At 69.9% G+C, this 21760-nt stretch carries 17 protein-coding genes, 1 tRNA gene and 2 pseudogenes; 7 read left to right on the forward strand and 13 right to left on the reverse strand.

What is annotated here, in order from left to right:
* Positions 1-27: 27 nt before the first annotated feature.
* Positions 28-237 (reverse strand): hypothetical protein, encoded by a 210-nt coding sequence (locus tag ABR738_RS02265; RefSeq protein ID WP_350228254.1) that lies wholly within the window; start codon positions 235-237, stop codon positions 28-30.
* Positions 238-532: 295 nt separating this feature from the next.
* Here ABR738_RS02265 and ABR738_RS02270 point away from each other — a divergent pair, with 295 nt between their 5' ends.
* A complete protein-coding gene (locus tag ABR738_RS02270; RefSeq protein WP_350234400.1) occupies positions 533-1378 on the forward strand; it encodes a class I SAM-dependent methyltransferase in 846 nt (281 codons plus the stop codon).
* A gap of 233 nt (positions 1379-1611) precedes the next feature.
* Here the strand turns inward: ABR738_RS02270 and ABR738_RS02275 are convergent, their stop codons facing one another.
* The 3 genes from ABR738_RS02275 to ABR738_RS02285 all read right to left on the reverse strand — a co-directional run bounded on the left by ABR738_RS02275 (position 1612) and on the right by ABR738_RS02285 (position 3921).
* Complete coding sequence (locus ABR738_RS02275; protein WP_350228255.1) at positions 1612-1989, reverse strand: MmcQ/YjbR family DNA-binding protein; 378 nt, start codon at positions 1987-1989, stop codon at positions 1612-1614.
* Positions 1990-2474: 485 nt separating this feature from the next.
* Positions 2475-3428 carry an IS481 family transposase gene (locus tag ABR738_RS02280; protein WP_350228256.1) on the reverse strand — a complete coding sequence of 318 codons (954 nt, stop codon included), beginning with the start codon at positions 3426-3428 and terminating at the stop codon, positions 2475-2477.
* 163 nt (positions 3429-3591) lie between these two features.
* Positions 3592-3921, reverse strand: a complete 330-nt coding sequence (locus tag ABR738_RS02285; protein ID WP_350228257.1) for a hypothetical protein — start codon at positions 3919-3921, stop codon at positions 3592-3594.
* Between the two features lie 167 nt (positions 3922-4088).
* On the opposite strand from ABR738_RS02285, the pseudogene ABR738_RS02290 reads away from it, so the two are divergent.
* The 3 genes and pseudogenes from ABR738_RS02290 to ABR738_RS02300 all read left to right on the forward strand — a co-directional run.
* Positions 4089-4391: pseudogene (locus tag ABR738_RS02290) on the forward strand (helix-turn-helix domain-containing protein); the annotation flags it as partial.
* A gap of 133 nt (positions 4392-4524) precedes the next feature.
* A pseudogene (locus ABR738_RS02295) lies at positions 4525-4758 on the forward strand (IS630 family transposase); the annotation flags it as partial.
* Between the two features lie 52 nt (positions 4759-4810).
* Positions 4811-5056 carry a transposase gene (locus ABR738_RS02300; RefSeq protein ID WP_350228258.1) on the forward strand — a complete coding sequence of 82 codons (246 nt, stop codon included), beginning with the start codon at positions 4811-4813 and terminating at the stop codon, positions 5054-5056.
* 37 nt (positions 5057-5093) lie between these two features.
* Here the strand turns inward: ABR738_RS02300 and ABR738_RS02305 are convergent, their stop codons facing one another.
* The 3 genes from ABR738_RS02305 to ABR738_RS02315 all read right to left on the reverse strand — a co-directional run bounded on the left by ABR738_RS02305 (position 5094) and on the right by ABR738_RS02315 (position 8570).
* Positions 5094-5870, reverse strand: coding sequence for an alpha/beta fold hydrolase (locus ABR738_RS02305; protein ID WP_350228259.1), 777 nt, complete (start codon positions 5868-5870; stop codon positions 5094-5096).
* Between the two features lie 678 nt (positions 5871-6548).
* Complete coding sequence (locus ABR738_RS02310) at positions 6549-7154, reverse strand: dihydrofolate reductase family protein (protein WP_350228260.1); 606 nt, start codon at positions 7152-7154, stop codon at positions 6549-6551.
* Positions 7155-7475: 321 nt separating this feature from the next.
* Positions 7476-8570 carry a WD40 repeat domain-containing protein gene (locus ABR738_RS02315; protein ID WP_350228261.1) on the reverse strand — a complete coding sequence of 365 codons (1095 nt, stop codon included), beginning with the start codon at positions 8568-8570 and terminating at the stop codon, positions 7476-7478.
* A 757-nt stretch (positions 8571-9327) separates the two neighbouring features.
* Between ABR738_RS02315 and ABR738_RS02320 the strand changes: the two genes are divergently transcribed.
* Complete coding sequence (locus tag ABR738_RS02320) at positions 9328-10215, forward strand: NAD-dependent protein deacetylase (protein ID WP_350228262.1); 888 nt, start codon at positions 9328-9330, stop codon at positions 10213-10215.
* A gap of 307 nt (positions 10216-10522) precedes the next feature.
* Here the strand turns inward: ABR738_RS02320 and ABR738_RS02325 are convergent, their stop codons facing one another.
* Together ABR738_RS02325 and ABR738_RS02330 are read right to left on the reverse strand one after the other, a co-directional pair.
* A complete protein-coding gene (locus ABR738_RS02325; protein ID WP_350228263.1) occupies positions 10523-11398 on the reverse strand; it encodes a 3-hydroxyacyl-CoA dehydrogenase family protein in 876 nt (291 codons plus the stop codon).
* Positions 11399-11482: 84 nt separating this feature from the next.
* Positions 11483-13336 (reverse strand): 3-hydroxyacyl-CoA dehydrogenase NAD-binding domain-containing protein, encoded by a 1854-nt coding sequence (locus ABR738_RS02330; protein WP_350228264.1) that lies wholly within the window; start codon positions 13334-13336, stop codon positions 11483-11485.
* Between the two features lie 219 nt (positions 13337-13555).
* On the opposite strand from ABR738_RS02330, the gene ABR738_RS02335 reads away from it, so the two are divergent.
* A complete protein-coding gene (locus ABR738_RS02335; protein WP_350228265.1) occupies positions 13556-14479 on the forward strand; it encodes a LysR family transcriptional regulator in 924 nt (307 codons plus the stop codon).
* Between the two features lie 105 nt (positions 14480-14584).
* On the opposite strand, the gene ABR738_RS02340 is transcribed toward ABR738_RS02335, so the two are convergent.
* Together ABR738_RS02340 and ABR738_RS02345 are read right to left on the reverse strand one after the other, a co-directional pair.
* Positions 14585-16909, reverse strand: coding sequence for a coiled-coil domain-containing protein (locus ABR738_RS02340; protein WP_350228266.1), 2325 nt, complete (start codon positions 16907-16909; stop codon positions 14585-14587).
* Between the two features lie 3 nt (positions 16910-16912).
* Positions 16913-16985: transfer RNA gene (locus tag ABR738_RS02345), tRNA-Leu, on the reverse strand.
* Between the two features lie 427 nt (positions 16986-17412).
* Between ABR738_RS02345 and ABR738_RS02350 the strand changes: the two genes are divergently transcribed.
* A complete protein-coding gene (locus ABR738_RS02350; RefSeq protein ID WP_350228267.1) occupies positions 17413-18009 on the forward strand; it encodes a TetR/AcrR family transcriptional regulator in 597 nt (198 codons plus the stop codon).
* 63 nt (positions 18010-18072) lie between these two features.
* Here ABR738_RS02350 and ABR738_RS02355 read toward each other — a convergent pair whose 3' ends face one another.
* A complete protein-coding gene (locus tag ABR738_RS02355) occupies positions 18073-18708 on the reverse strand; it encodes an FMN-dependent NADH-azoreductase (protein ID WP_350228268.1) in 636 nt (211 codons plus the stop codon).
* A 1948-nt stretch (positions 18709-20656) separates the two neighbouring features.
* Entirely contained in the window at positions 20657-21745 is a 1089-nt protein-coding gene (locus ABR738_RS02360; protein ID WP_350228269.1) for an alpha/beta fold hydrolase, read from the reverse strand.
* Positions 21746-21760 lie beyond the last annotated feature (15 nt).

Raw genomic sequence — 21760 nt, forward strand, 5'->3', positions numbered from 1 at the left:
TGCTGGCGGCCTTGATGGCGCGGGGTCTCATCGGCCGGCGTGAGTGACGCCACTCGCGAGCTGTCCCAGGACGTTCAGGATTCCCTGGCCGACCCGGGTGGGCGCAATGAGGACGCCCAGCGCCAGCACGATGACGGCGGTCATCTTCTCGTCGAAACGGCTGCGAGCCTCCGTACGGCGACGCAGTCGCCACACCACGACGATGACGAGCAGGAACGCCACGTTGATAGTCAGCAAACCGTCCTGCCCCTCCACCGACCGGCCGCCGGTCAATCCTGTGAGAGCAGCGCAGCGCCACCCCGCGCTCCTGTGTGTAGCGTCAAGCTGTCGGTGCGCGAGGGCCGTTCACTGGCAATTGGCATAAAGCCAGCCAGGCTTGTCCGGATACCGCACGCAGATCACCTGTCTGCTGTATCGCCTCTCAAAGTCGGCGTGGCCCAGCGGACCGGCGGGCGCGGCCAGCACTTGTCTCCGGGCGTGCTGGGTAGGGTCGGGACAAGTGGTGTCCGTGAGGAGAGGCCGGTTGACCGACATGACCGACGACTTCGATCCGGCGGTACGGCGGATGATGGCGTCCAACGAAGCGAACTGGGATGCCCGTACCCCGGTCCATCTCGCCAGCCGTTTCTACGCGGTGGCGGACAAGAGTGCCGATCCCGCCCGGTGGTTCGCGGCGTACGAGTGGCAGGACCTCGGGGACCTCGACGGCCGGGACGTCCTGCACCTCCAGTGCCATCTGGGTACCGAGACGATGGCGTTCGCGGTGCGCGGAGCCCGTACGGTCGGGCTCGACCTCTCCGGAGCCTCGGTCTCCGCGGCGCGGGAGCTGGCCGCCGAGGCGGGCCTGGACGTCGAATACGTCCAGGCCAACGTCTACGACGCGGCCCGGGCGCTGGGCGGCCGGCGATTTGACGTCGTCTACACCGGCAAGGGCGCGCTGTGCTATCTTCCGGACCTCGCCCCCTGGGCCTCGACGATCGCCGCTCTGCTGCGCCCCGGCGGCCGCCTCTACCTCGCCGAGTTCCACCCACTGCTCACCTCCCTGGGGCCCTCGCCGGGCCCGGGCGAAGGCCACGAACTGCTGCTGCGGCACGATTACTTGGGGGGCCGCGGTCCCGTGCGCCGCGACGCCACGTACACCTACACCGACGGCCCGCCCGTGCAGGACGCCACCGAATGCTTCGAGTGGGCACACGGTCTCGCCGAGGTGGTCGATGCCCTCCTCGGCGCCGGGCTCAGGATCACCGGGCTGCGCGAGAGCCACGAGCTTCCCTGGCCCCGCTGGCCCCACATGGTGCCCACCCCGCAAGGCTGGTGGCGGCTGCCCGACACCGCTCCGCGCATCCCGCTCCTGTACGCCCTGAAGGCGGAGGGCTGACCCGGGCGAGCCGGCTGTGGCCGGACGGGCCCGTGCTCCGGTCATGCAACTCCCTTGAGCCGAGCCTGATAACGAACCCATCGGCGCCCCAGTTTCGGGCGTGTCCCCGTAGGAAAGCAGTTCCCCGAATCGTTCTGGCTCGCTTTCCCTGGTGCGCACACTCCGCGTGAGGGTTGTCGGGCAAGCGGACCTTGAGGGAGATGCCCGGAATTGAGTCATGCCGGCCTTGCGGTTCAGGCAGATGCGGAATGTCGGCCGGGGCCGAGTTCCGGATGGGCTTCGAGCAGCCGGTCGGGGGCCGCCTGGCGCCAGGAGTCCTCCAAGACGTCGCGAAGCTCGTCCATGCCCTCCAGCGCTCCCAGCCGTACTCTCACCCAGGCCGACCCGGCCTCGTGCGCTGGCACCCAGAACTTCTCCGGTTCGGCCGCGATCAGTTCGGCCCGCTCATGGCGGGGACAGCGGACAGCGAACGAGGTCTGGTCATCCGGCACGGTGACGAACATCCTCCCGGCAACCCGGAAGGTGGGCATGCTCCAAGCCTCCTTCTCCACGGTCTCGGGAAGGGAGATGGCGATGCGCCGGACATCCTGGGCGGTGGGCGTGTGTGTCATGCGCGCCACGGTAGTCAACCCTCTGTGTCCGGCACCCGGAGGTCTGCACTTCGGGCCGGGGTGACACGCCACAGCACGGCTGTGGAGGCGGCCCCTGCGCGGACGCGGCTGCTCGCGACGGGGTTCTCGCATGCGCTTGATGCCGGCGAAGACACGACCTCCTCTACGAAGTGCACGTTCAAGCCTCAAGTCCGTGGACCGTGGGCCTCACGGGTGGTTCAGGGCGGGGAGCGGCGCGGCTCGCCGGCACGACGTACGGAGATCCGGCTGTCGGTCGGCAGAGTAAGGCGCTGATCTCGTCAAGCGTGTCGTCCCGCGCCGTCGACGGCGCCCATGGGGGCCGTCGGGCCCCCGCGCCATCAGTTACCCGGCCCGCCGACGTCCTTGCCCACGCCACTGCGGCGCCCAAAGCCGGGGCCCGCGTCAGTACACACGGACAAACGCATGTCCGGCGTGCCGTTCGGATGAGGCGACACGAAGTACACCTAGTTGTATTGCCCTGAGAGGTTGGGGACGCGGCTGGCGGGTGGTTGGCCTTTCAGCGCGGTGTGTCCGCGGTGGTGATTGTAGGTGTGCAGCCAGCCGGGGAACGCCATGCGGCGTTCGGTCTCCGAGCGGTAGGGGCGGGCGTAGGCCCATTCGTCCAGCAGGGTGCGGTTGAAGCGTTCGACCTTCCCGTTGGTCTGCGGCCGGTAGGGCCGGGTTCGCTTGTGGGCGATCCCGGCCGCGGTGAGCAGGTCGCGCCAGGCGTGTGAGCGGTAGCAGGAGCCGTTGTCGGTCAGGACACGTTCGACGGTGACGCCAGCCTGGATGAAGAAGGCGTGGGCCCGCTGCCAGAAGCCGGTGGCGGTTTCCTTCTTCTCGTCTGCGTGGATCTCGCTGTAGGCCAAGCGGGAGTAGTCGTCGACGGCGGTGTGCAGATAGCTGTAGCCGGCGTTCGAGCGGGTTTTGCGGCCTGCGGCCCGGCCCAGGACCTTGTGTCCGCCGCCGTCGGGGATGTTGCCGAGCTTCTTGATGTCGACGTGCACCAGCTCGCCGGGACGTTCGCGTTCGTAGCGGCGTACGACGCGGCCTGTGGCCCGGTCCAGGTACGTGAGGCGGGCCAGGCCGTAGCGGGTCAGCACACGGTGCACGGTTGAGGGCACCAGCCGCAGCAGGTGTGCGATGCGGGCCGGTCCCCAGCGGCGCAGGACACGGACTTTGATGATCCGGCGCTCGGTGCGGGTCGGTGTCCTGCGCGGGCTGGTGCGCGGGCGGCTGGAGTGGTCGGCCATGCCCGCCTCACCGTGTTGCCGGTAGCGGTCGGCCCAGCGTCGGGCGGTGGTGGGCGAGACCTGGAAGCGTTCGGCGGCCCGGCGCAGGGGCCAGCCGTCCTCGACCACGCAGCGGGCCAGACGCAGGCGCCCGGTCTCGGTCAGGGGTGCATTACGGTGGGACACGAGGGCCTTTCTGTTGGTGTAGACGTCGCAATCCACACCGAACCGGAAGGCCCTCACCCATTTCAAGATCCCTCAGCCGAGATCCAGCTCACCCGTCCACAACCTCCCGGGACAGAACACCTAGTGCTGCCCCGCGTAAGTTCATGGAGGGGTGTTGGGCTGGTCAGGCCGGGGTGTCGAGGTAGAGGTCCCCGGCGGAGGTGAGGCAGTCCTCGGGGCTGCCGATGGGCAGGCCCGAGGGGAGGAAGTTGTCCTCGTACTTGCCGGTGCTGGCGAGGTAGAGGGCGAAGCCCCAGGTGTGGAGCGCGCCGGTGAAGCGCAGGCGGCACAGTGGGACGGGTTCGTCCTCGTCCTTCAACTGTGCCGCCACATAGGCGAATCCGGCACGGAAGCGGACCTCGACGGACTCGGCCTGCGGCCAGCGGGTCCCGACATGGACGTTCAGCCGATTACGCAGGTGACGCTGCATGGACTCGGGCGGGTTCTTGGGCACGCCCCCATCGTGCCGTCTCGGCCGACCAGCCGCCATGATCTTCGACCGTGGGCGGGAACCAGCAGGTCAACGGTGTGGTCGCGGCCGCGGCGGTGGAACTGACCGCGGAGGCGCGGACCCTGCTGGAGCGGGCGGCCACCGCCGCGAAAGCGGCCGTCCGTGACGCGATGCGGGCAAGGATCGTGCTGGCCGCCGCGGAGGGCTTGTCCAACGCGGAGATCGCCCGCCGACTGCCCGTCGCGATCAACACGGTCCGCAAGTGGCGGGGCCGCTTCGCCGCGCTGGGGCCGACCGGGCTGGCCGACGCCGACCGCGCCGGGCGTCCGCGCCAGTACGGCGACCTCGTACGGGTCGCCGTCGTGGCGGCGGTCACCAGCCGTGTTCCCGACGGTGCGGCGGCCTGGACGCACGCCGCGATCGCCGAGCGGGTCGCGGCCACCGTCTTCGCCCCGGTCTCACCGGCCTGGGCCGGACGCGTCCTTGCCGGCCTGGACCTCAAGCCGCACAAGGTCACCGGCTGGCTCACCCGCCGCGACACCCCCGAATTCTGGGAACGCGCCCGCGATCTGCGAGTTGTACCGCAACCCGCCGGCTGGCGCGGTCGTGCTGTCCGTCGACGAGAAGACCGCCATCGCCGCCCGCTCACGCAAGCACCCCACCCGCCCCGGCTCCCCCGGGCGCCCGGCACGCCAGGAGTTCGAATACATCCGCCACGGCACCGCCTCACTGGTCGCCGCCCTGGACGTGACCAACGGCGAAGTCCTCACCGAGGTCATCACCCGCAACAACGCCGCTGCCTTCACCACCTTCCTTGACCGACTCGACGCCGCGATCGAACCGGGCAAGGACATCCACGTCGTCCTGGACAACGGTTCCTCGCACACCGCCCGTGCACACCAAGGCGTGGCTGGCCGACCACCCGCGCTGGCACGTGCACTGGACCCCTCCCCACGCCTCCTGGCTCAACCAGATCGAACTCGTCTTCTCCGCCCTGACCCGCCGCGTCCTACGCCACGGCGACTTCTCCAGCCGCGACGACCTCATCGACAAAATGGACACCTACATGATCAAGCCCAACGAGACCGCCCGACCCTTCAAGTGGACCTATGCCGCCAGCCCACTCCAGGCAGCCTGAGCACCCCTCCACGAACTTTCGCGGACAGCAGCACTAGCTAGAACTTGGCGTCGAGGAACTTGCGCACGAGGACGCCGGTCTCGGCGGGTCGTTCCAACAGGAGTTGGTGACCGGAGTCGACATCGGCCACCTCGACACCTGCCGCGCGGCAGGCCGCCAGGTACTCCGGGTGCACGACGTTGGATCGAGTGGCGCGCACGAGCAGAGTGGGAACACCGGAGGGCGGAAGAACCGGTGGGCGGGCCATCTCGGCGTACGCCGCCGCGATCGACTCCGGCTTGAAGCGCCACCGCCACCGGTTGTCCTCGCTCTGTACGAGATAGTCGGCGATCTCCTGGTCGACAGCGTCCTGCGAGGCGCTCGGCCAGGAGTCCAGGTACGTCGTCCGGGCCTCGACCGGATCGGGGAACGACGGCGCCGCCAACGCTTTCGCGGCGCTCTTGGCCACGCCATCAGCGCCGAGCCCGACCGCAGGGTCCAACAACACCAGTCGGCATACCCGTTCGGGTGCCTGACGAGCCAGGTGCAACGACACCGCAGCGCCGAAGGAGAACCCGAGCACGTCAACCTGCTGCAGGCCAAGGTCGTCCATCGTAGCCACAACGTCGGCGACATGCTGCTCCAGCGTCCATGGCGGAGACCACGGTGACCGGCCCTGCCCACGGAGATCAGGCGCATGCACACAGAGGCCGGCCAGATGCCCTGCAGTCAGTTCCCGCCAGCGGCCTCCATACCCGTACACACCGTGCACAGCGACCACCGGAGGTCCCGTGTTATCGCCGAAGGTCTGAACGTGAAGCGTCTTTCCTGTCATATGAACGCAGCCTAGTGCTGCTGTCCGCACCGGGAAGTACGAGGACAACTTCCTTCCCTCGGGCCTGCCCGCTGGCAGCCCCGAGGACTGCCTCACCCGCGCCGGGGGCCTCTATCTCGACACCCCGGCCTGACCAGCTCAACACCCCTCCGCGAACTTTCGCGGAGCAGCACTAGCGCCGGTCACCTTCCTCCCGGACCCGCGCGCCGATCCTGCTCATGTCCACCACGGCCATCCCTCACCTGTGCACACACGCTCATCAGGAGGGGACAGCGTGGCCATTGAGGGCCAGACCTTCAAGCACCCTTGTTCTTCAACCGGGTTACACCATAGGAGAGTGTGGCGAGACCGTTGCCGAAGCGATGAAGACAAGAGGTGGAGCAGCGTGTGGCCGTTGACGGCGGTGCCCGACTCGTGCGGCTCTGCCTCGGCCGCCACGATGGAGTGGTGCGCAGACGGTGGTCCGGGGCGAGCCCGCGGTCCTCGCCAAGATCGCTCGCCGGGCCGTCACCCGCGGCCCGCAGTCCTGGGAGCTCTCGTCTGTGGCGCGTACCTGAAGCGACGTCAGAATCCGGAGAGCGGCCGACTGTCCATGCGGGCTGCCTCCCCATCCACCCGAGGCACCCGAGCGCGGCGTCGCCTCAGCAACGGATTCCACCGCGCGGGTCTCGCCGGGGTCTAGTAGCTGTCGTAGGTGGGTGCGCCCTTCGGCCGGTAGACGCCGAGGAGGGTGCCGCCCTTCGTCGTCGAGACGCTGACCGGCTCCAGGGCGGTGGGGATGGCTCCGTCGGCGAACAATCGCTTGCCGCTGCCGATGATCACCGGGTGGATGGTCAGCCGGTATTCGTCCACGAGGTCATGACGCATGAGGGTCTGAGCGAGGTCGCCGCTGCCCACGACGTTGATATTGCCGCCCTCGGACGACTTGAGCGCGCGTACGGCGTCGGTGACGTCGCCTTCCAACAGGGTGGAGTTCTCCCAGGCGACGGATGCCAGGGTCCGGGACGCCACGTACTTGCGCGTGCTGTTCATCCGCCGCGTGAAGGGGTTGCCGGGGTCTGCCGTCGGCCAGTAGGACGCGAAGATCTCGTACGTCTTGCGGCCTAGCAGCATGGCGTCGGAGTGTTCGTACCAGCCCGCGATCGCTGCGCCGACCTCGTCGTCGGACGCGTTCTTCTGCCAGCCCCCGTGCTCGAAGCCGCTGCCCGTGTCCTCGTCGGGGCCGCCGGGGGCCTGCATGACGCCGTCGAGCGACAGGAACGTACAGACGATGACCTTGCGCATGATGTGCTCCTTCTTCCTCTTTGGCGGGTAGACCGTACGGCCGCCGGAAACTCATCGGTGGACGTTGCGGAAGTGGCGCCGCACCGCCGCCGTCCGCCAAGGCGCAGCAGCGCCGCACCGAGCTGCCGTTCCCGCCCCAGGGAGCAGAGTCTGTTGCTGTTCTCGAACGTCTCGCAAGGATCTCAGAGCGTGTCGTGCCGGGCGCGAGCCAGGACGGTATGGGATCTGGCCTCGATCACTACCGGGTCCGGCGGCGGCCCGGGCCCGGCAGTGACCATACGCGGCGGCGGCCCGAGCCCGACTGGACCCAGGACCGCACCGTCAGAAGTTGACGATCTGAAGGAACGCCCCCACGTCGTTGGTGTAGTTGACACCAGTGATGTACATCGTGTCACCGTCGGGTCCCAGGGCCAGTCCCGTTCCGTGCTCCATGTCGAGACCGGTGACTGTCTCATGGGGTACGCGGGTGTTGGTCGCCGTCTTGTACGACAGCACCTTCGGTTCGCTGCGCTGGTCGTCCTCGACCACATGGAACCGGGTGCCGTCACTGCTCACGGCCGGGCTCAGTATCGGTTGGTAGTTCGACTGGAAGTCGATGGTGGTCAGTACCTGGTCGTCGTCGAGGCCGACCAGGACCGCGTGACCGTCCGGCTTGCTCAGTGCGTACAGGCGGTGGCCGTCGGGAGTGAGCGCCAGCTCGTCGACGAATCCGGTTTCCGTGAGGACCCGCACCACTGTGGGGACGCCGGTCGAGACATCCATGTGGATCAGGCCGAGATCGCCGCTGACATAGACGTCCTTGCCGTTCGGCCGGACCACAACGGCGCGCGGGCTCTCACTGGGCAGCGGCACCGTCGTGATGAACGCCTGCCGCACCGTCGAGAACACCAGCATCCGGGACGGCCCCGTGCTCCGGGCCCCGTTGTCCGGTCCGGTCTGGGCCAGGTAGATCGAGGCACCGTCGGGGCTGATGGCCATGCGCGACAGTGCTCCGGGGTTCGAGCCCGCGGGCCGCGGCTGGTCGGGCACGGGGAAGCTGGAGCGCAGCGTGTTGGTGGCCGTGTCGAACACGTTGAGCGTTCCTATGGTGAGCAGGTAGATCTGTTTGCCCCCTGCACCGAACAGCAGGGGTCCGGCCCACCGGTCGCCGCTCGTGGGCACATGCGCGATGACCTTGCCGGTCCCGGTGTTGACGACGTCCAGCGAGGTACCCACATCGTCGATCGACGGGACGTACGCCCTGGTGCCGTCCGCGCTGATGAGTGGTGTCACCGCGTACTGCGACGACGGCAGACGTGTGACGCCTTCTGTGCCGGGGTGCGGACGCGCCGCTGCCACACCTGCCCCCGCGAGCATCAGGAGCCCGGCGCACAACAACGCCGCCGCCCAACGAGCTCTGAATTCAAGGGACTTCATACTTCCTCCCCCAAGTTCCCACCGCGTCGTCGCGATGGCGTGGTCAGGCTACGCCGGGGACCCGTAGGTGGTCGGGCCACCGGGATGGCCAAGACTGCAACCGGTCATTGAGGGGGGAAGGTGTGGCCGGCGGCCGACGGGTGGCCGGCGGATGGTGCGCAGGGACTCCGCGGTCATCGGCGGGACCGTCCGGTGGTCCGTGGCGTGTTTCAGTGCAGGTCGTGCATGGGGTGGGGCGGCTTGACGCCGTGGTCGTGTGCCGTCGGCCTCAGCGCGTTCCCGCGGCGGCCCTACGCGGGCCCGCCCGGGCGAAACAGCTCTCGAGCCGCAGTCACTGAAGAGATCGGCCCTCGCCGCTGCGCGGTGTGGGAACACAAAGAGACCGCGCCGTGTGTGGAACGGCGACGCCCTCGACCTCGATGCCTACCGGGCCCATCTCGGCCATACGAGGGACCGTCCCCCCACCCTGGCCACCCTGCGCGCCGCACCGAGCCTTTTTCCAGGACGCGAGGCCCCTGGACGGGCAGCCCATGTACTCCCCGTACGCCGGGAGAACATCGAAGCGGTGGTGCGCACAATCGGCCGTTGGCCATCGCGTCGGTCCAGGCCAAGGTGGTGGGCGACCCCACGGTGGCACCTGCTTCGAAGACGTCACGCCGGTCCCGCCGTTGGGGGCCATGTGACTCCTCGGGCCCGGGACCAGCCCGCAGGCCGTCGCCTCCGGCGCGGGGCGGCCCCGTTACGTACCCTGGGGGCCATGCGCATGCGTCCCACTCTGAGCTGGACCCTCACCGGGGAGCTCTCGCCGGGTACCACCGACATGGGGCCGGTCACCGATGTGCTGAGCAGCGGCGGCGTGCTGGTGCTCAGCGGGGCGGGCCTCTCGACGGAGTCGGGCATCCCGGACTACCGGGGCGAGGGCGGGAGCCTGAGCCGGCACACCCCGATGACCTATCAGGACTTCACCGCGAGCGCTCAGGCCCGGCGCCGGTACTGGGCCCGCAGCCACCTCGGCTGGCGCACCTTCGGCCGAGCCCGCCCCAACACCGGGCACCGGGCCGTGGCGGCCTTCGCACGACACGGCCTGCTCTCGGGTGTGATCACCCAGAACGTCGACGGTCTGCACCAGGCGGCAGGCAGCGAGGACGTGGTGGAGCTCCACGGCAGCCTCGACCGGGTCGTCTGCCTCTCCTGTGGCGCCTTCAGCCCGCGCCACGCACTGGCTACGAGGCTTGAGGAGGCCAACCCGGGCTTCGAGCCGGTGGCGGCGGCCATCAATCCGGACGGTGACGCCGATCTCACCGACGAACAGGTCCGGGACTTCCGCGTGGTGTCCTGCGCGGTGTGCGACGGCATCCTCAAGCCGGACGTGGTGTTCTTCGGCGAGTCCGTTCCGCCCCAGCGGGTCGAGCGCTGCCGCACGATGGTCCGCGAGGCATCCGCGCTGCTGGTCCTGGGCTCCTCCCTGACAGTGATGTCCGGCCTGCGCTTCGTCCGCCAGGCGGCCGAGGCCGGCCGGCCGGTGCTGATCATCAACCGGGACCCGACCCGGGGCGACCAGCACGCCGTCACGCGCGTCGCCCTACCGCTGGGCGCGGCCCTCACCGCCATCGCGGACCGGCTGGGTGTCGCCGTGCGCGGCTGATCCGTCTTCCTGTTCTTCCTGGCCGGAGGCGGCGTGACGATCATCTTCGAGCCCGTTCCGCCCCGTTCTGGTAGAGGCACAAAGCCCAGTCCGGGCAGCAGACGTAGGTGAAACTCCTGGCGCTGGACGTCTCGTTCCTGGGGGTGGCCGCTCTGCGCGTCCACACGGGGCACGGCGCTCTGCGAACGCGCCCCAGGACCGGATGCCCTGCGGCGGAACGGCTGCCTGCCCGGCCGCAGGAACGCCGCCGCCGTCAGGACCGGCTTCCATGCACGCGCTGTGCGGGCGCACGCTGCTTCCGGGAGGCTCAGGCCTGGCCGCCGGCGTAGTCGTCATAGAAGCCCTGCCCGGTCTTGACACCGAGGTGGCCTGCGTCGACGTACGTGTTCAGCAGTTCGCGGGGGCCCGTGGGCAGGCCGGGGCGCTCGGCGGCGTAGTGCTCCTCGATGTCCAGGACAACATCCAGGCCGACCAGGTCCATCATGCGGAAGGGGCCGGCCGGGGTGCCCGTGTTGATCTGCCACATCCGGTCCACATCCTGCGGTGTGGAGACCCCCTCCGCGACCACTGCCAGGGATTCGCGCTTGATGGCGGCCCAGATGCGGTTGAAGATGAAGCCCGTCGACTCCCTGCGTGCCTCGAATGGGAAGACGCCGTACTTGGGCAGCTCCTCCTTGAGGAAGGCGAGCACCGCCGGGTCGGTCTGCCCGTCTGACATCAGGTCGACCGCGTTCTGCACCGGCGGCATGTAGAAGTGCATGTTCACCACCCGCTCGGGGTGGCCGACCCGGTCGATGAACTGGCTGGTCGGATACGAGGAGGAATTGCTGGCGAGGATCGCGTCGGGCTCGGCGGTGGCGTCCAGGTCGGCGAAGACGCTCTTCTTCAGCTCAAGCCGCTCCGGGACCGCCTCGACGATCAGCCAGGCCCTGGACAGCCCCTCGGCGAGGTCGTCGGTCACCTCGACCCGCCCGGGAGTGCCGCCCTCGACACGGCCGGCCACCTCGGCAAGGTTCTCCTCCACGTACGCCTTGGCCGCCTCGCCCGCAGGCTGCGACTTGTCGTAGACGCGCACCACTCCGCCACGGGTGGCGAACATCAGCGCGATCCGGCGCCCCAGCGTGCCCGCGCCGATGACGGCCACCGGCCGCTGCTCCACATCGTCGGGAAGGGTGAAAGCCATCTGTTACTCATCTCCTCTGGTGCACCACGCGTCGGTGGTGGTTCGTACGGGTGCCAACTGGTTCTCGATAAGGCACGGGCCGGGTCAGGCACCGGGCAGCAGGCACAACCCGGTCAGTGGTGTGCCGAGCGCGGCGACCTCGCGCTGTGAGCGGCCGGCGGCCGGGCCGTCGGGCAGCGGGACCTCACGGATGTGTCCGCCCAGGTCGGCGACGTAGGCCAGGCCCGCCGCGCTGTCGATGGCCAGGCCGATCGCCTCGGCGAAACCGTCGGCCAGGATCTCGGGAGCGCGGCCCGAGGTGCCCGGAGCGGGCACGGGCGCCCAATTGAGGCTGTTGCCGCGCGGTGCGGCTCCGCGGTCGGTCCAGTAGAGCCAGCCGCCCTCCACGTGCAGGTCGATGGGCTCGGGCAGGCCGCTCCACAGGACCTCGATGTCGGTGCGGTGCTCGGCGCTCTGGCCGGCGGGCAGGTCAAGTCCGGCGCGCAGGATGCGGCCCTGGCCGCCCTTGGCCGGGCCTTTCTGCGTCCAGTACAGGTATCCGCCGGCCGGGTCGACGGCGACGCCGACGCACTCGCCCCGGATTCCCTCCGACGCGGGCGTCACCACGAGGTCGCTCAGGCCGCTGCCGTCCGTGCGGACCCGGCTGACCCGGTGGCCCTCCCGGTCGCTCCAGTACAGCGTGCCGGCGCCGTCCGAGACGAGTTGCTTGCCGGTCGTCATCGTTCCGGGCGCCACGACGTCGCGCCGAACGCCGCGGTCCTGGCTCCAGGCGTGGACGCCGCCGTTGCGCCGGGAGAAGTCGTAGCCGGCCTCGCCCGGCGTGCCGGGAACGACCTCGGGGGCGCCCATCGTGGTCCAGTACACGGTGCCGGACTCCACGACGACACCGTCCGGAGCGGCGCCGGCGTCCTCGACCAAGGTCTGCACCGCGCCATCCTGGATGCTCACCTTCAGCACACGCCCCGGGAACAGCTGCAACGCCAACAGATGTCCGGGCTCCGTCCCCGCGTCCGCAGGGCCGAGTCCGGTCACGTCCGCTGTGAGCCCTGCGTCCACGGCACCGGGCTCAGGCTTGGCTCCGGGCAGGTCCAGCTGCGCCAGGGCGGCGCGGGTCCGCCTGTCGCGCAGAGCGGCCAGGCGCGCGTAGGCCTGCTCGCCGGTGCCGTAGGCCCGCTCGACGGCGTCCATGACCTCGCCCATCCGCTCCGGGTCGGGGCTGCCGGTCTCGAAAGTCATCTGCGAGCCGACATGCTCCACCAGATGGCGCATCCCGGCGGGCCCGCCGCCCAGGGCGCCGCTCTGGAACGGACCGATCGTCGCCCAGCGCAGCCCGAGCGAGGCGCGCACCAGGTCGTCGAGGTCCCGCACGTCGATGACACCCTGCTGCACCAAGTGGATCGCCTGGTCGTTGAAGACCTTCTGAAGGCGGTTGCCGACGAAGCCGGGAATCTCCTTCTTCAGCCTGATCGGCAGTCTGCCGAGCCCGCGGTACACCTCCATCGCCCGGTCGACGGTGCGGGCGGAGGTCTGCGGTCCCGGAACCACCTCGACCAGCGGCATCAGCTCCGGCGGGTTGAACGGGTGGCCGATCACCATCCGGTCGGCCGCCGCGTTGCCTCGCGCGATCACCGAGGGCAGCAGGGACGAGGAGGACGAGGCCAGCACCACGTCCTCGCGCGTGTGGGCGGCCAGGGTGGCGAACATCTGCTCCTTGATGTCGATCCGTTCCGGCCCGGCCTCCTGTACGAAGTCCGCGCCGTACGCCGCTGCGGCCAGGTCCCCGGTCGCCGTCACCGCCAGGCTCGCCAGCTCGCCCTCCACCACCTCGCTCAGGTCCGGCCGCGGGTCGCTGACCCGAACCTCCCAGCCGGCCTCGCCGAACAGGCGCGCCCACGAAATGCCGATGACGCCGGCACCGACGATCGTCACGACCGCCATGAAAATCACCTCAGGGGAATCAGGAGAACCGAAGAGCCCGCCGGCCCGACCGTCGACGGGAACCGCTGTTCCTGACGGGAGTCGCTGCCGGCCGAACGGACGCGGGGAAAGCGCGAACCGACCGCTACCGAACGGGTCAGGCGGGCACTCGTGTCTCCGGGCTGTGTACGACGCAGTCCACACCCACCAACCAAGGTCTGTCCAATATATGATTCAGGCATGGTCGATATGAATGACGATATGACCCTCTCGCGGCGTCTCCTCGAGCAGTTCCTCGCCGTGGTCCGGGAAGGGCATTTCGGGCGGGCCGCCGAACAGCTCGGCATGAGCCAGCCGCCGCTCAGCCAGTCCATCCAGCGCCTGGAGAGGATGCTTGGCGTGCGCCTGCTGGACCGCGGCCCCGGCGGCGCGAAGCCGACCGCCGCCGGCGAAGTCTTCGCCGCCGACGCGCAGCGGCTGCTCGACCTTCAGAGGGCTGCGGTCGCACGGGTGCGTCGGGTGGCCGGCGGGATCGAAGGCGACATCCGGATCGGCTACGTCAGCCTCTTCAGCCACCTCCACCTTCCCGCGATGCTGCGCACGGTTGCCGATGAACTCCCGGGGCTGCGAGTGCGGTTGCACCAAGGGTCCGGAGCCGCCGTCGCCGACATGGTGCGCACAGGGGCGCTCGACCTCGCCTTCGTGCGCGATCCGGCCCGGTTGCCCGCCGGTCTCGTCAGTACGGTCGTGGCGACCGAGCGCATCCAGGCGGCCGTTCCCGAGGCCCACCGCCTCGCGGGCGCCGGCGAGATCGACCTCGCGCAGTTGCGCGACGAGGACTTCGCGATGCCGGACCCGACGGTTCTGCCGGTCCTGGCCGAGCAGGTGCACCTCGCCTGTCACCGCGCGGGCTTCACACCCCGAGGCTTCGTCCTGGCCGACGACCTGAGCGGCCTGTTCAGCTACGTCGCCGCCGGTCTGTGCGTGAGCCTGCTGCCCGAGGGCGTCCAGCACTTCTCCGCCGGCGGTGTGAGCCTCCTTGCCCTGCGCGGCGACGCCGGACTCCTGGACGCCGCCGTGCAGGCCATCCACCGACCCGACGCCGACCCCTCGGTGACCCGCCTCCTGGAGGCGGTCACCAGCCCGCGGCCCAGACGGCCTTGAGGCAAACCCCGACGGCAGCACCGGCCTCTGCCGGAACGCCCCGAGCCATGTGCAACTCCGCCGCGCGCGGTCGGCCGCAGTCGACCCGTACCTTTCGCCGAGCCCTCACCTCGTCTCGTCGCGCATCCAGTGCCGCCCCGTGGTCCAGCCCAGGAATAGGCGGGGCGGGGACGCGCCGGCCCTGCCGTTCGTGCTCGCGCTCCCGCTGGAGTCCTCCGCGAGCGAACCGCCCTCGGCGACGAGACGGAGGCCTGCCAGAGCCGGTGCCAGCCGTGCGCCCACGTGAGCGGGGTGGCGTACCGTCTCCTCTTCCAGGCAGGCCAGGAAGACACGTTGAGTCTCGGGCGGGCACAGCGAGAGGTGGAAGAGCATCTGGCGCCACGCGTAGGCGGCGTCCTTGATGGTGCTCAGCGGCCTGGGGTTGCCGTGCACCCGGGTCGCCAGGCGGCACACCATACTGAACGCACGGCGCGCCAGATCGTCCCAGCCGGACGCGGGTATGACGCCCACGCGATGGACCAGGGTGGCCAGGTTGTGCGTGGTGAGGATCTGGGCCTGTTCGATCACTTTGCCGTTGCCCGCCACCGACCAGCCCCCGCCCGTCGCCCCTGCCCGCGCCACGCACAGCTTCGCGAAACCGGGGGACGTCCGGGCGCCGCCCGTGCGCAGCAGCCCCTCCCCCGCCTCCAGGACCGCGAGGTTGCGGACGGCCGTGTAGTCGATGCCGTAATAGCGTTCGTACAGGCTTCCGGCGAGCAGTTCGGCCGCGACCCGTGCCGCGACGAGGAACTTGGGGGTGAAGGTGCCCATGAAGATGTCGGCCGCCAGTTCCTCGACCAGGGGGGCGCCCAGCTCCGCCTGCTTGGCGAGCGCGGAGAGTTCGCGGATCAGCGGGTTGGGCATAATCGTGCCGGGAAAACCCCGCACGGCCAGTTCGCCGAGCTGGCGCAACGCGGCGTGCGCGATCTCCTCGGCCGCCTCTTCATGGCGCTGCGCGGCCACCGCCCTGATCCAGGGCAGCTCTTCCAGGCGAACCTGTCGTTCAAGGTTGAGGAGGAGCAGGGAGCGGCGGTTGCGGAAGGCGCGGTAGTGCGCGGCGGCCAGGGTGCGCAGCGTCTCGTCGGTGTACGCCTGTGCGGTGGTGACGGCGACCAGCTGCGGAACGAGCTCGGCCAGAACCTCCGCCGAGGGCACGATGCCCCGCTCCACGAGCACGCCGAGCGGGGCGCTGGCGGAAGCCTCCACGACATGGCACAGGGGCGCAGGAACGGACGTGCCCGTGGGGATCCCTGTCTCCCGGTGCTCCTGTTCGGTGACGGGCGCGACCAGCGGTGCGACGTCTGCCGCGCCCAAGTCCTGAGGCAGTTCGGAGAGCCGACGCAGGACGAGCTGGGCGAGCGCGTGGTGCGAGGGCAGTGCGGCGTGGGCCGCCTGCCGCTCACGCAGCGCGCTGTGCCGGTTTGAGCCGGGCAGTCCGCGGCGGCGGACCATGGAGTCGACGGCGAGCCGCAGCAAGCCCAGTCGTCGCGCGCTCAAAGGGCGCCCGACGACGGTCTCCTCCAGCGCGCCGCGCAGGATGGCGATGTTCTCCTTGGGCTTGCGGTGCTTGGTACACAGAGTGTGCTGTGCGGCCAACTCGCGGTATTTGTGCAGGAGTTCGGCGCCGCGTCGGTGCCAGGACGCGTCCGGTGCGCGGTCGAGGACCCGGCCGGAATCGGCGGTCTCCAGCCAGTGGGCAAGCAGCTCGTCGCCGAACGGCTGCCAGATGGCCAAGGCCTCGCGCTGGGTCTCCACCGCGGTGTTGGGCCGTCGCCGCGCCAGGCTCGCGCCCGCCTCGGCGACGGTGCGCCGGAACAGAGCCGCGGGATCGGGCGCGGGCGCGTCGGAGGGACGCGGGGTGAAGCGCAGCCGGCCCGCGAACGGCTCGATGGTGGCCACGAGTTCGACCGCTGCGGCCACTTCGCCCGCCGCTACCAGCCAGGCCACAGTGAGCAGCGCCGCCTCCTCGGGAAGGGATACGTCGTAGCGGCCGGTGTCCAGGAGCGCACCCAGCCGAGCCAGGCCCGGCTCGGTGAGGAAGTACTCGAACAACGCGCGTCGTTCCGCGGGCACACCCGCGGTGCGCGCCGCTTCGATCTCGTACGCCTGGAGTGGTCCTTCGGCGCCGGCAGCCCCGGTGGCGAAGCCGCCGCGCAGCACCTCGGGAGTCACCCAGACGGGCAGATCCCTCACCGGGGTGCGGGATCCCACGTTCAGGCTGCCGTCAGCCATGCCGGACAGTACGGCGCGCCAGCCGGAAGCGCGGTCCTGGGCGCGTTGCCTGGTCCCGGCGTCGGCATGGGTCAGCGCTGTGACGAAGGCCCCGGCCAACTGGGCCCGCGCGTAGGAAGAAGACGCGGTCGGAAGCTGCTGTTCAGCGTCGTGGTTCATAAGCCGACGTGGCAGGTTCCGCCCCTGCGCCCTCCGGGTCCTGAGCCCGGCGCTCTGGCTGCTGAGCTACACGTCGCATGCGCACGACCCTAACTACCACTTCAAAAGGTGCACAACGCGATTTCTGACCAGCGCCGTTCGGTTCGACAGCGGTCGGCGCTCTCTGCCCTGACACCGCCCCGAGTTCATCCCGGGCCGCCCTCGAGTTCCTGGTGTCCCGAGCGGCCATCCGCAGACAGCTGTCCGGGAGTTATGGGGCCAGGCTCCAGTCCCCGCCCGCCCACCGGATGGCCCGGGCTTCCCGCCCTCCCGTCACCGCTCCCGCCGGGCCCGAAGCGGTTCACAACCGGCGCAAACCGGGGGCATGGGGCGCTCTTCCTGGTGTGGGCCGGGCAGACACGGCAGTGGGGCGGTGGCCGCAAGATGAAGGTAGTCTCAACTTTCACCGTCCCCACGGTGCCCACAACATGATGGATTTCTCAATTCAGGGAGGAGCGAGCACCGTGCCCGAGGCACCCCAGCGGCCGCCGCTGCGCGCCGACGCCCGCCGCAACGTCGAGAAGCTGCGCCAGGCCGCGGCGGACGCCTTCTCCGAGTACGGGCTCGACACGCCGCTGGAGACGATCGCGAAGCTGGCGGGGGTGAGCGTCGGCACGATCTACAACCGCTTCGGGAGCCGTGACGCGCTGCTGGACCAGGTCGTCAACGAACTCGCCGACCGGCAGGTGCGCGCGGCGATGGCCATCGCGGACGGCGTGGTGGGCAACGCGTGGGACAGGCTGACGGCCTACGTCGAGGCCATCTGCCAGGCGCAGGCCGACGACCCGGCATTCAACGACGCGTTCTCCCGCCGCTACCCCAACGCCCCAGCTCTCAAGGCGGTCTGCGACAGGTCCCTGGCCTTCGCCACCGACCTGGCCGCCGCCGCCCGCGCCGAAGGGGCCCTGCGCGAGGATGCCCAGGTGGACGACATCACCCGCTTCTTCCAGGTCAACGGTGACCTCGTCCGGGCCGGCGACGACGTCGGCCGCCGCCGCGTCCTCGCCCTGCTCTTCGAAGGTCTGCGCGCCCGCACCGGCAGTCGCCCGTTGCCCCGCTGAGTACGGCCAGGAACGACGGGGGTGTCGGCCCCGCCGCGGGACCGACACCGCCGTCGCGCGCGACTACGCGGCGCGAGCCGCCTTCTCCGCGGCCTCGAACGCGTCGGCCAGCGACCGCTCGCCGAGTGGGACCAAGTGCTCCATGGCCGGGATGTGAGCGGCCAGCGTCAGGTCCGCGACGATGAAGGTCGCCTCCATCTCGAAGATCACCGACAGTACCGACTCCAGGTAGTTCAGCACGTGCTCGTGCGGCGCCCGGGGCGTTCCGGGGGCGTAGGAGCCGCCGCGGCTGGTCACCACCGTCACCGGCGTGCCCTTCACCTTCGACTCCGGCGCACCGGCGGTGCGGCCCATGAGGATCACCTGGTCCAGCCACGCCTTGAGGCTGGAGGGCACCGAGAAGTTGTACATCGGCGCGCCGATGACCACCGCGTCGGCCGCCTCCAGCTCCGCTATCAGGACCAGGCGCTCGGCGAAGGCCCGGGCCTGCTCCTCGGTGTGCTCCGCCGGATCGAGCAACCCGGCGGTGTGGGCGTCCGCGGTGATGTGCGGGACCGGCTCGGCGGCCAGGTCCCGGTAGATCACCTCGCCACCCGGGTGCTCCTCCAGCCACGTACGACGGAAGACCTCGGTGACAGCCCGAGAGGTGGACGCCTGGCCCGCAAACGCGGACGAGTCGATGTGCAGCAGTGTCGCCATGTGCAACTCCGAAAAGGGGACGGGGTGGGCGCACCGTTCCGCCGCAGGCGGGGGGACGGTCGCAGCAGATAACTTGAATCCACCCTCAACTTTACGGGTAAGTTGAGGGTAAGTTCAAGTTCCGTAGACGACCCTGTGCGGGAGAGCTGCCCGATCAACAGGCGGCTCCGCACGGCATATTGAGATTCGACGGTTCCGCAAGCACTCCGACCCGGACGGCACCTTGGCGATCGGCGGCCTGACCTTCGGCCGGGCGCCACTGCCCCCACACCGGCCGGGCCCGGCTCGGTCCAGCTCCGGACAGGCTTCCCGGCCGCGGGGCCCAGGATGGTCGCCTGCGGACTCGGCGAACCCCGCCCTTACGGGGCCAGGAAGTCGGGCGCCCTCGTGCAGGACGGCGTTCCCGCGCCGGGGCGCGAAACCTTCCACGGCAAGGCCGGATCCGTTCCGCTGTCCTTCCATGCCGAGAACGGCTTCCATCCCCGCCCGACGTCGCGGTCCTCCTGTGCCCGCGCGCCGACCACAACAACCTCACCGGTACGCGCGTCGCCGGCAACCCGGGCCCGCGCCCCAGAGGGCCACCACCCACCCGACCGTGCTGGGCAAACCCTCACCTGCTGGTCCATCCGCAAGCTCGCCGATCACCTGCGCAAGACATCGCCCGGCCCGTCAGAATCGGCCGGAGGCTCTGCGGTGCTTACTGGCCCGCTGCGGGATCCCCTTCCAGCCCACGAAGAGCTTAGAAGGAGTCACCTGACGCGGACTTCGACGCCAAGCCCGCCCGCGTCGAGTGCGCGATCAACCAGCGGCCCGACCGCACGTTCGCCTTCGACGAGTTCGGCCCACTGGGCATCCGCATCCGCTTCCACCGCCGCCCCTGCTGGGCAGAACAAGGCAGGCCAGACCGGCTGCCGGCGCCCTACCGCCGCACCCACGGCATCACCTACTTCCACGGCTGCCATTCCGTCGGCAACGGCCAAGTGTGGCGAATCAATCGGCGGCGCAAGGGCATCGACCACACCTGGCCGCGCTGCGGTCGATCCGCGCCGCCCGCCCGGACGGCGCCCCGCTCTACGTGACCCTCGACAACCTGTTCGCCTGCCTGAACCGGCGAATCCGCAGGTGGGCGACCCGGAACAAGGTCGAGCTGTGCCTCACCCCGACTTACGCGTCCTGCCAACCCCATCGAAGCCCGCTCCGGACCCTGCGGCAGTTCACGCCGGCCAACTTCGCACCATCCCAACCACACGGTCCAGACCCGGGCTCTGCACGCCTACCTGCGCCGGCGCAACCAGAACGCCCGCCACCCCGACGTCCTCGCAGCCCAACGACGCGAACGACCCCGCATCCGCAGTGAGCAGGGTGTTCGCTGGGGAGGGCGTCGCACCACGGTGGCAGCCTGAACGACTACACCTGCTCTTGGTACACCCTGATCTCGCTCGGCCTGAGTCTGCGGATCGTTTCCCAGGCCGCTCGCTCGATCAGTCCTTGCGCCCACTCTTCGAGATCGCCTCCGGCCGCGGACGCCTTCGTACGCGAAGGGAAGCTGGTCGCCCTTGTGGAAAAACCACGACTCGAAGCTTCCCAGGGCTTCCAGCGCGGGCGCGAGGCCGTATCTGAGCTCGCAGTGGACCTGCACGTAATGGTCCTGATCACCGTCGCTGTCGGAGATCTCGAACTGCCGGATGAGATCCAGCGTGAACTCTCGGGGACCGCCGAACGCGTGGGTCCCGTACTGGAACAGAAGACCATCAGCGTCGGGTGTGTCCAGGACGTCGAACAGTCGTCGGCCGAACCGGAGGAAGGCCGGCCAGAAGTCTTCCGTGACCAGATCGTCAAGCGCTCGCCGCACTGGCCCCGACCCCAGTTCGCCCTCAAGCAATCCCACGGCCTCGTCCGTCGACAGTCTCCGCGTCAAGACCGACCTCCTCACCCGCCGCATCCTGGCTCAGCGTACTGACCCCGTTGAACCTTCCCGGTCACAGCACCAGCTGCCCAACTCGACCGCGCGGTGCAGGTCGCGGGCATAGGCTTCCGGCTGCTGCCACGCCGCGAAGTGGCCTCCGACCGGATGTTCCACGTACTCGCGCACGTTCAAGAACGCCTCCGCGTAGCTTCGTGGCTCCGGCTTGGTATCGTCCGAAAAAATCGACAGCACCGTCGGCGTCTCGATCCGGTCCGGGAGGGTGACCGGTTCGGTGTACGTCGTGAACGAGGTGCCGATCGTCCCCGTGACCCAGTACGCCGTGATCCAGGTCAGCAACTCGTCCAGGGTGAACGCCCGCGCACCGGACCAGGAATCCAGCTTCTCACCGAGCCACGCCGCAAGGCCGGCCGGCGAGTCGCCGAGCGCCATGGCGAGGGTGTTCGGCCGCGTTGTCTGCTCGACGATGTAACCACCCTCGCTCCGGAACCACTGCGCCGCCCGGCTCAGATACGCGACGGCGTCCGGGGCCAGCGTCGCCGGGTCCGCCGTCTGCGCCCGCTGTGGGGCGACGTTCGTGAGGTGCAGGGCCGCCACCCGGTCCGGATGGCGGCCCGCGAGGACTTCCGCGACCGTGCCCCCCACGTCGCCGCCCGACAGCGTGTAGCGCGAGTAGCCGAGTTCGGCGAGGCCGGACGCGACGATCTCCGCGATCCGGCCGGCCGACATCCCGGACTCGGCGAGCGGGGCCGCGAACGGGAAGCCCGGCAGCGCCGGGACCACCACGTGCACGTCCGTGAGCAGCGGCAGGACGCGTTCGTACCGCAGCACCGAATCCGGCCAGCCGTGCAGCAGCACGACGACCGGAGCCCCAGGGGCCGCGGACCGCTGGTGGATCACCCGCAGGCCGGTGCCCACCGTGACCCACGGAAGCGCGCGGATACGGCGCTCGTGCACGTCCCAGTCATAGCCACCGTCCCAGTGCGCCAGCAGCTCGTCGAGCCGGGCGCCGGTGATCCCGCGCGTTCCGTCGGCGCTCCAGGGGGTCGCGACCCGCCGGGTGCGCCGCAGTCGTTCCCTCAATTCGTCCATCATGTGTACGACGATACACATGACGTGTATCGTCGT

Origin of the sequence: Streptomyces sp. Edi4, from assembly GCF_040253615.1 — a bacterium.
GTDB lineage: Bacteria > Actinomycetota > Actinomycetes > Streptomycetales > Streptomycetaceae > Streptomyces.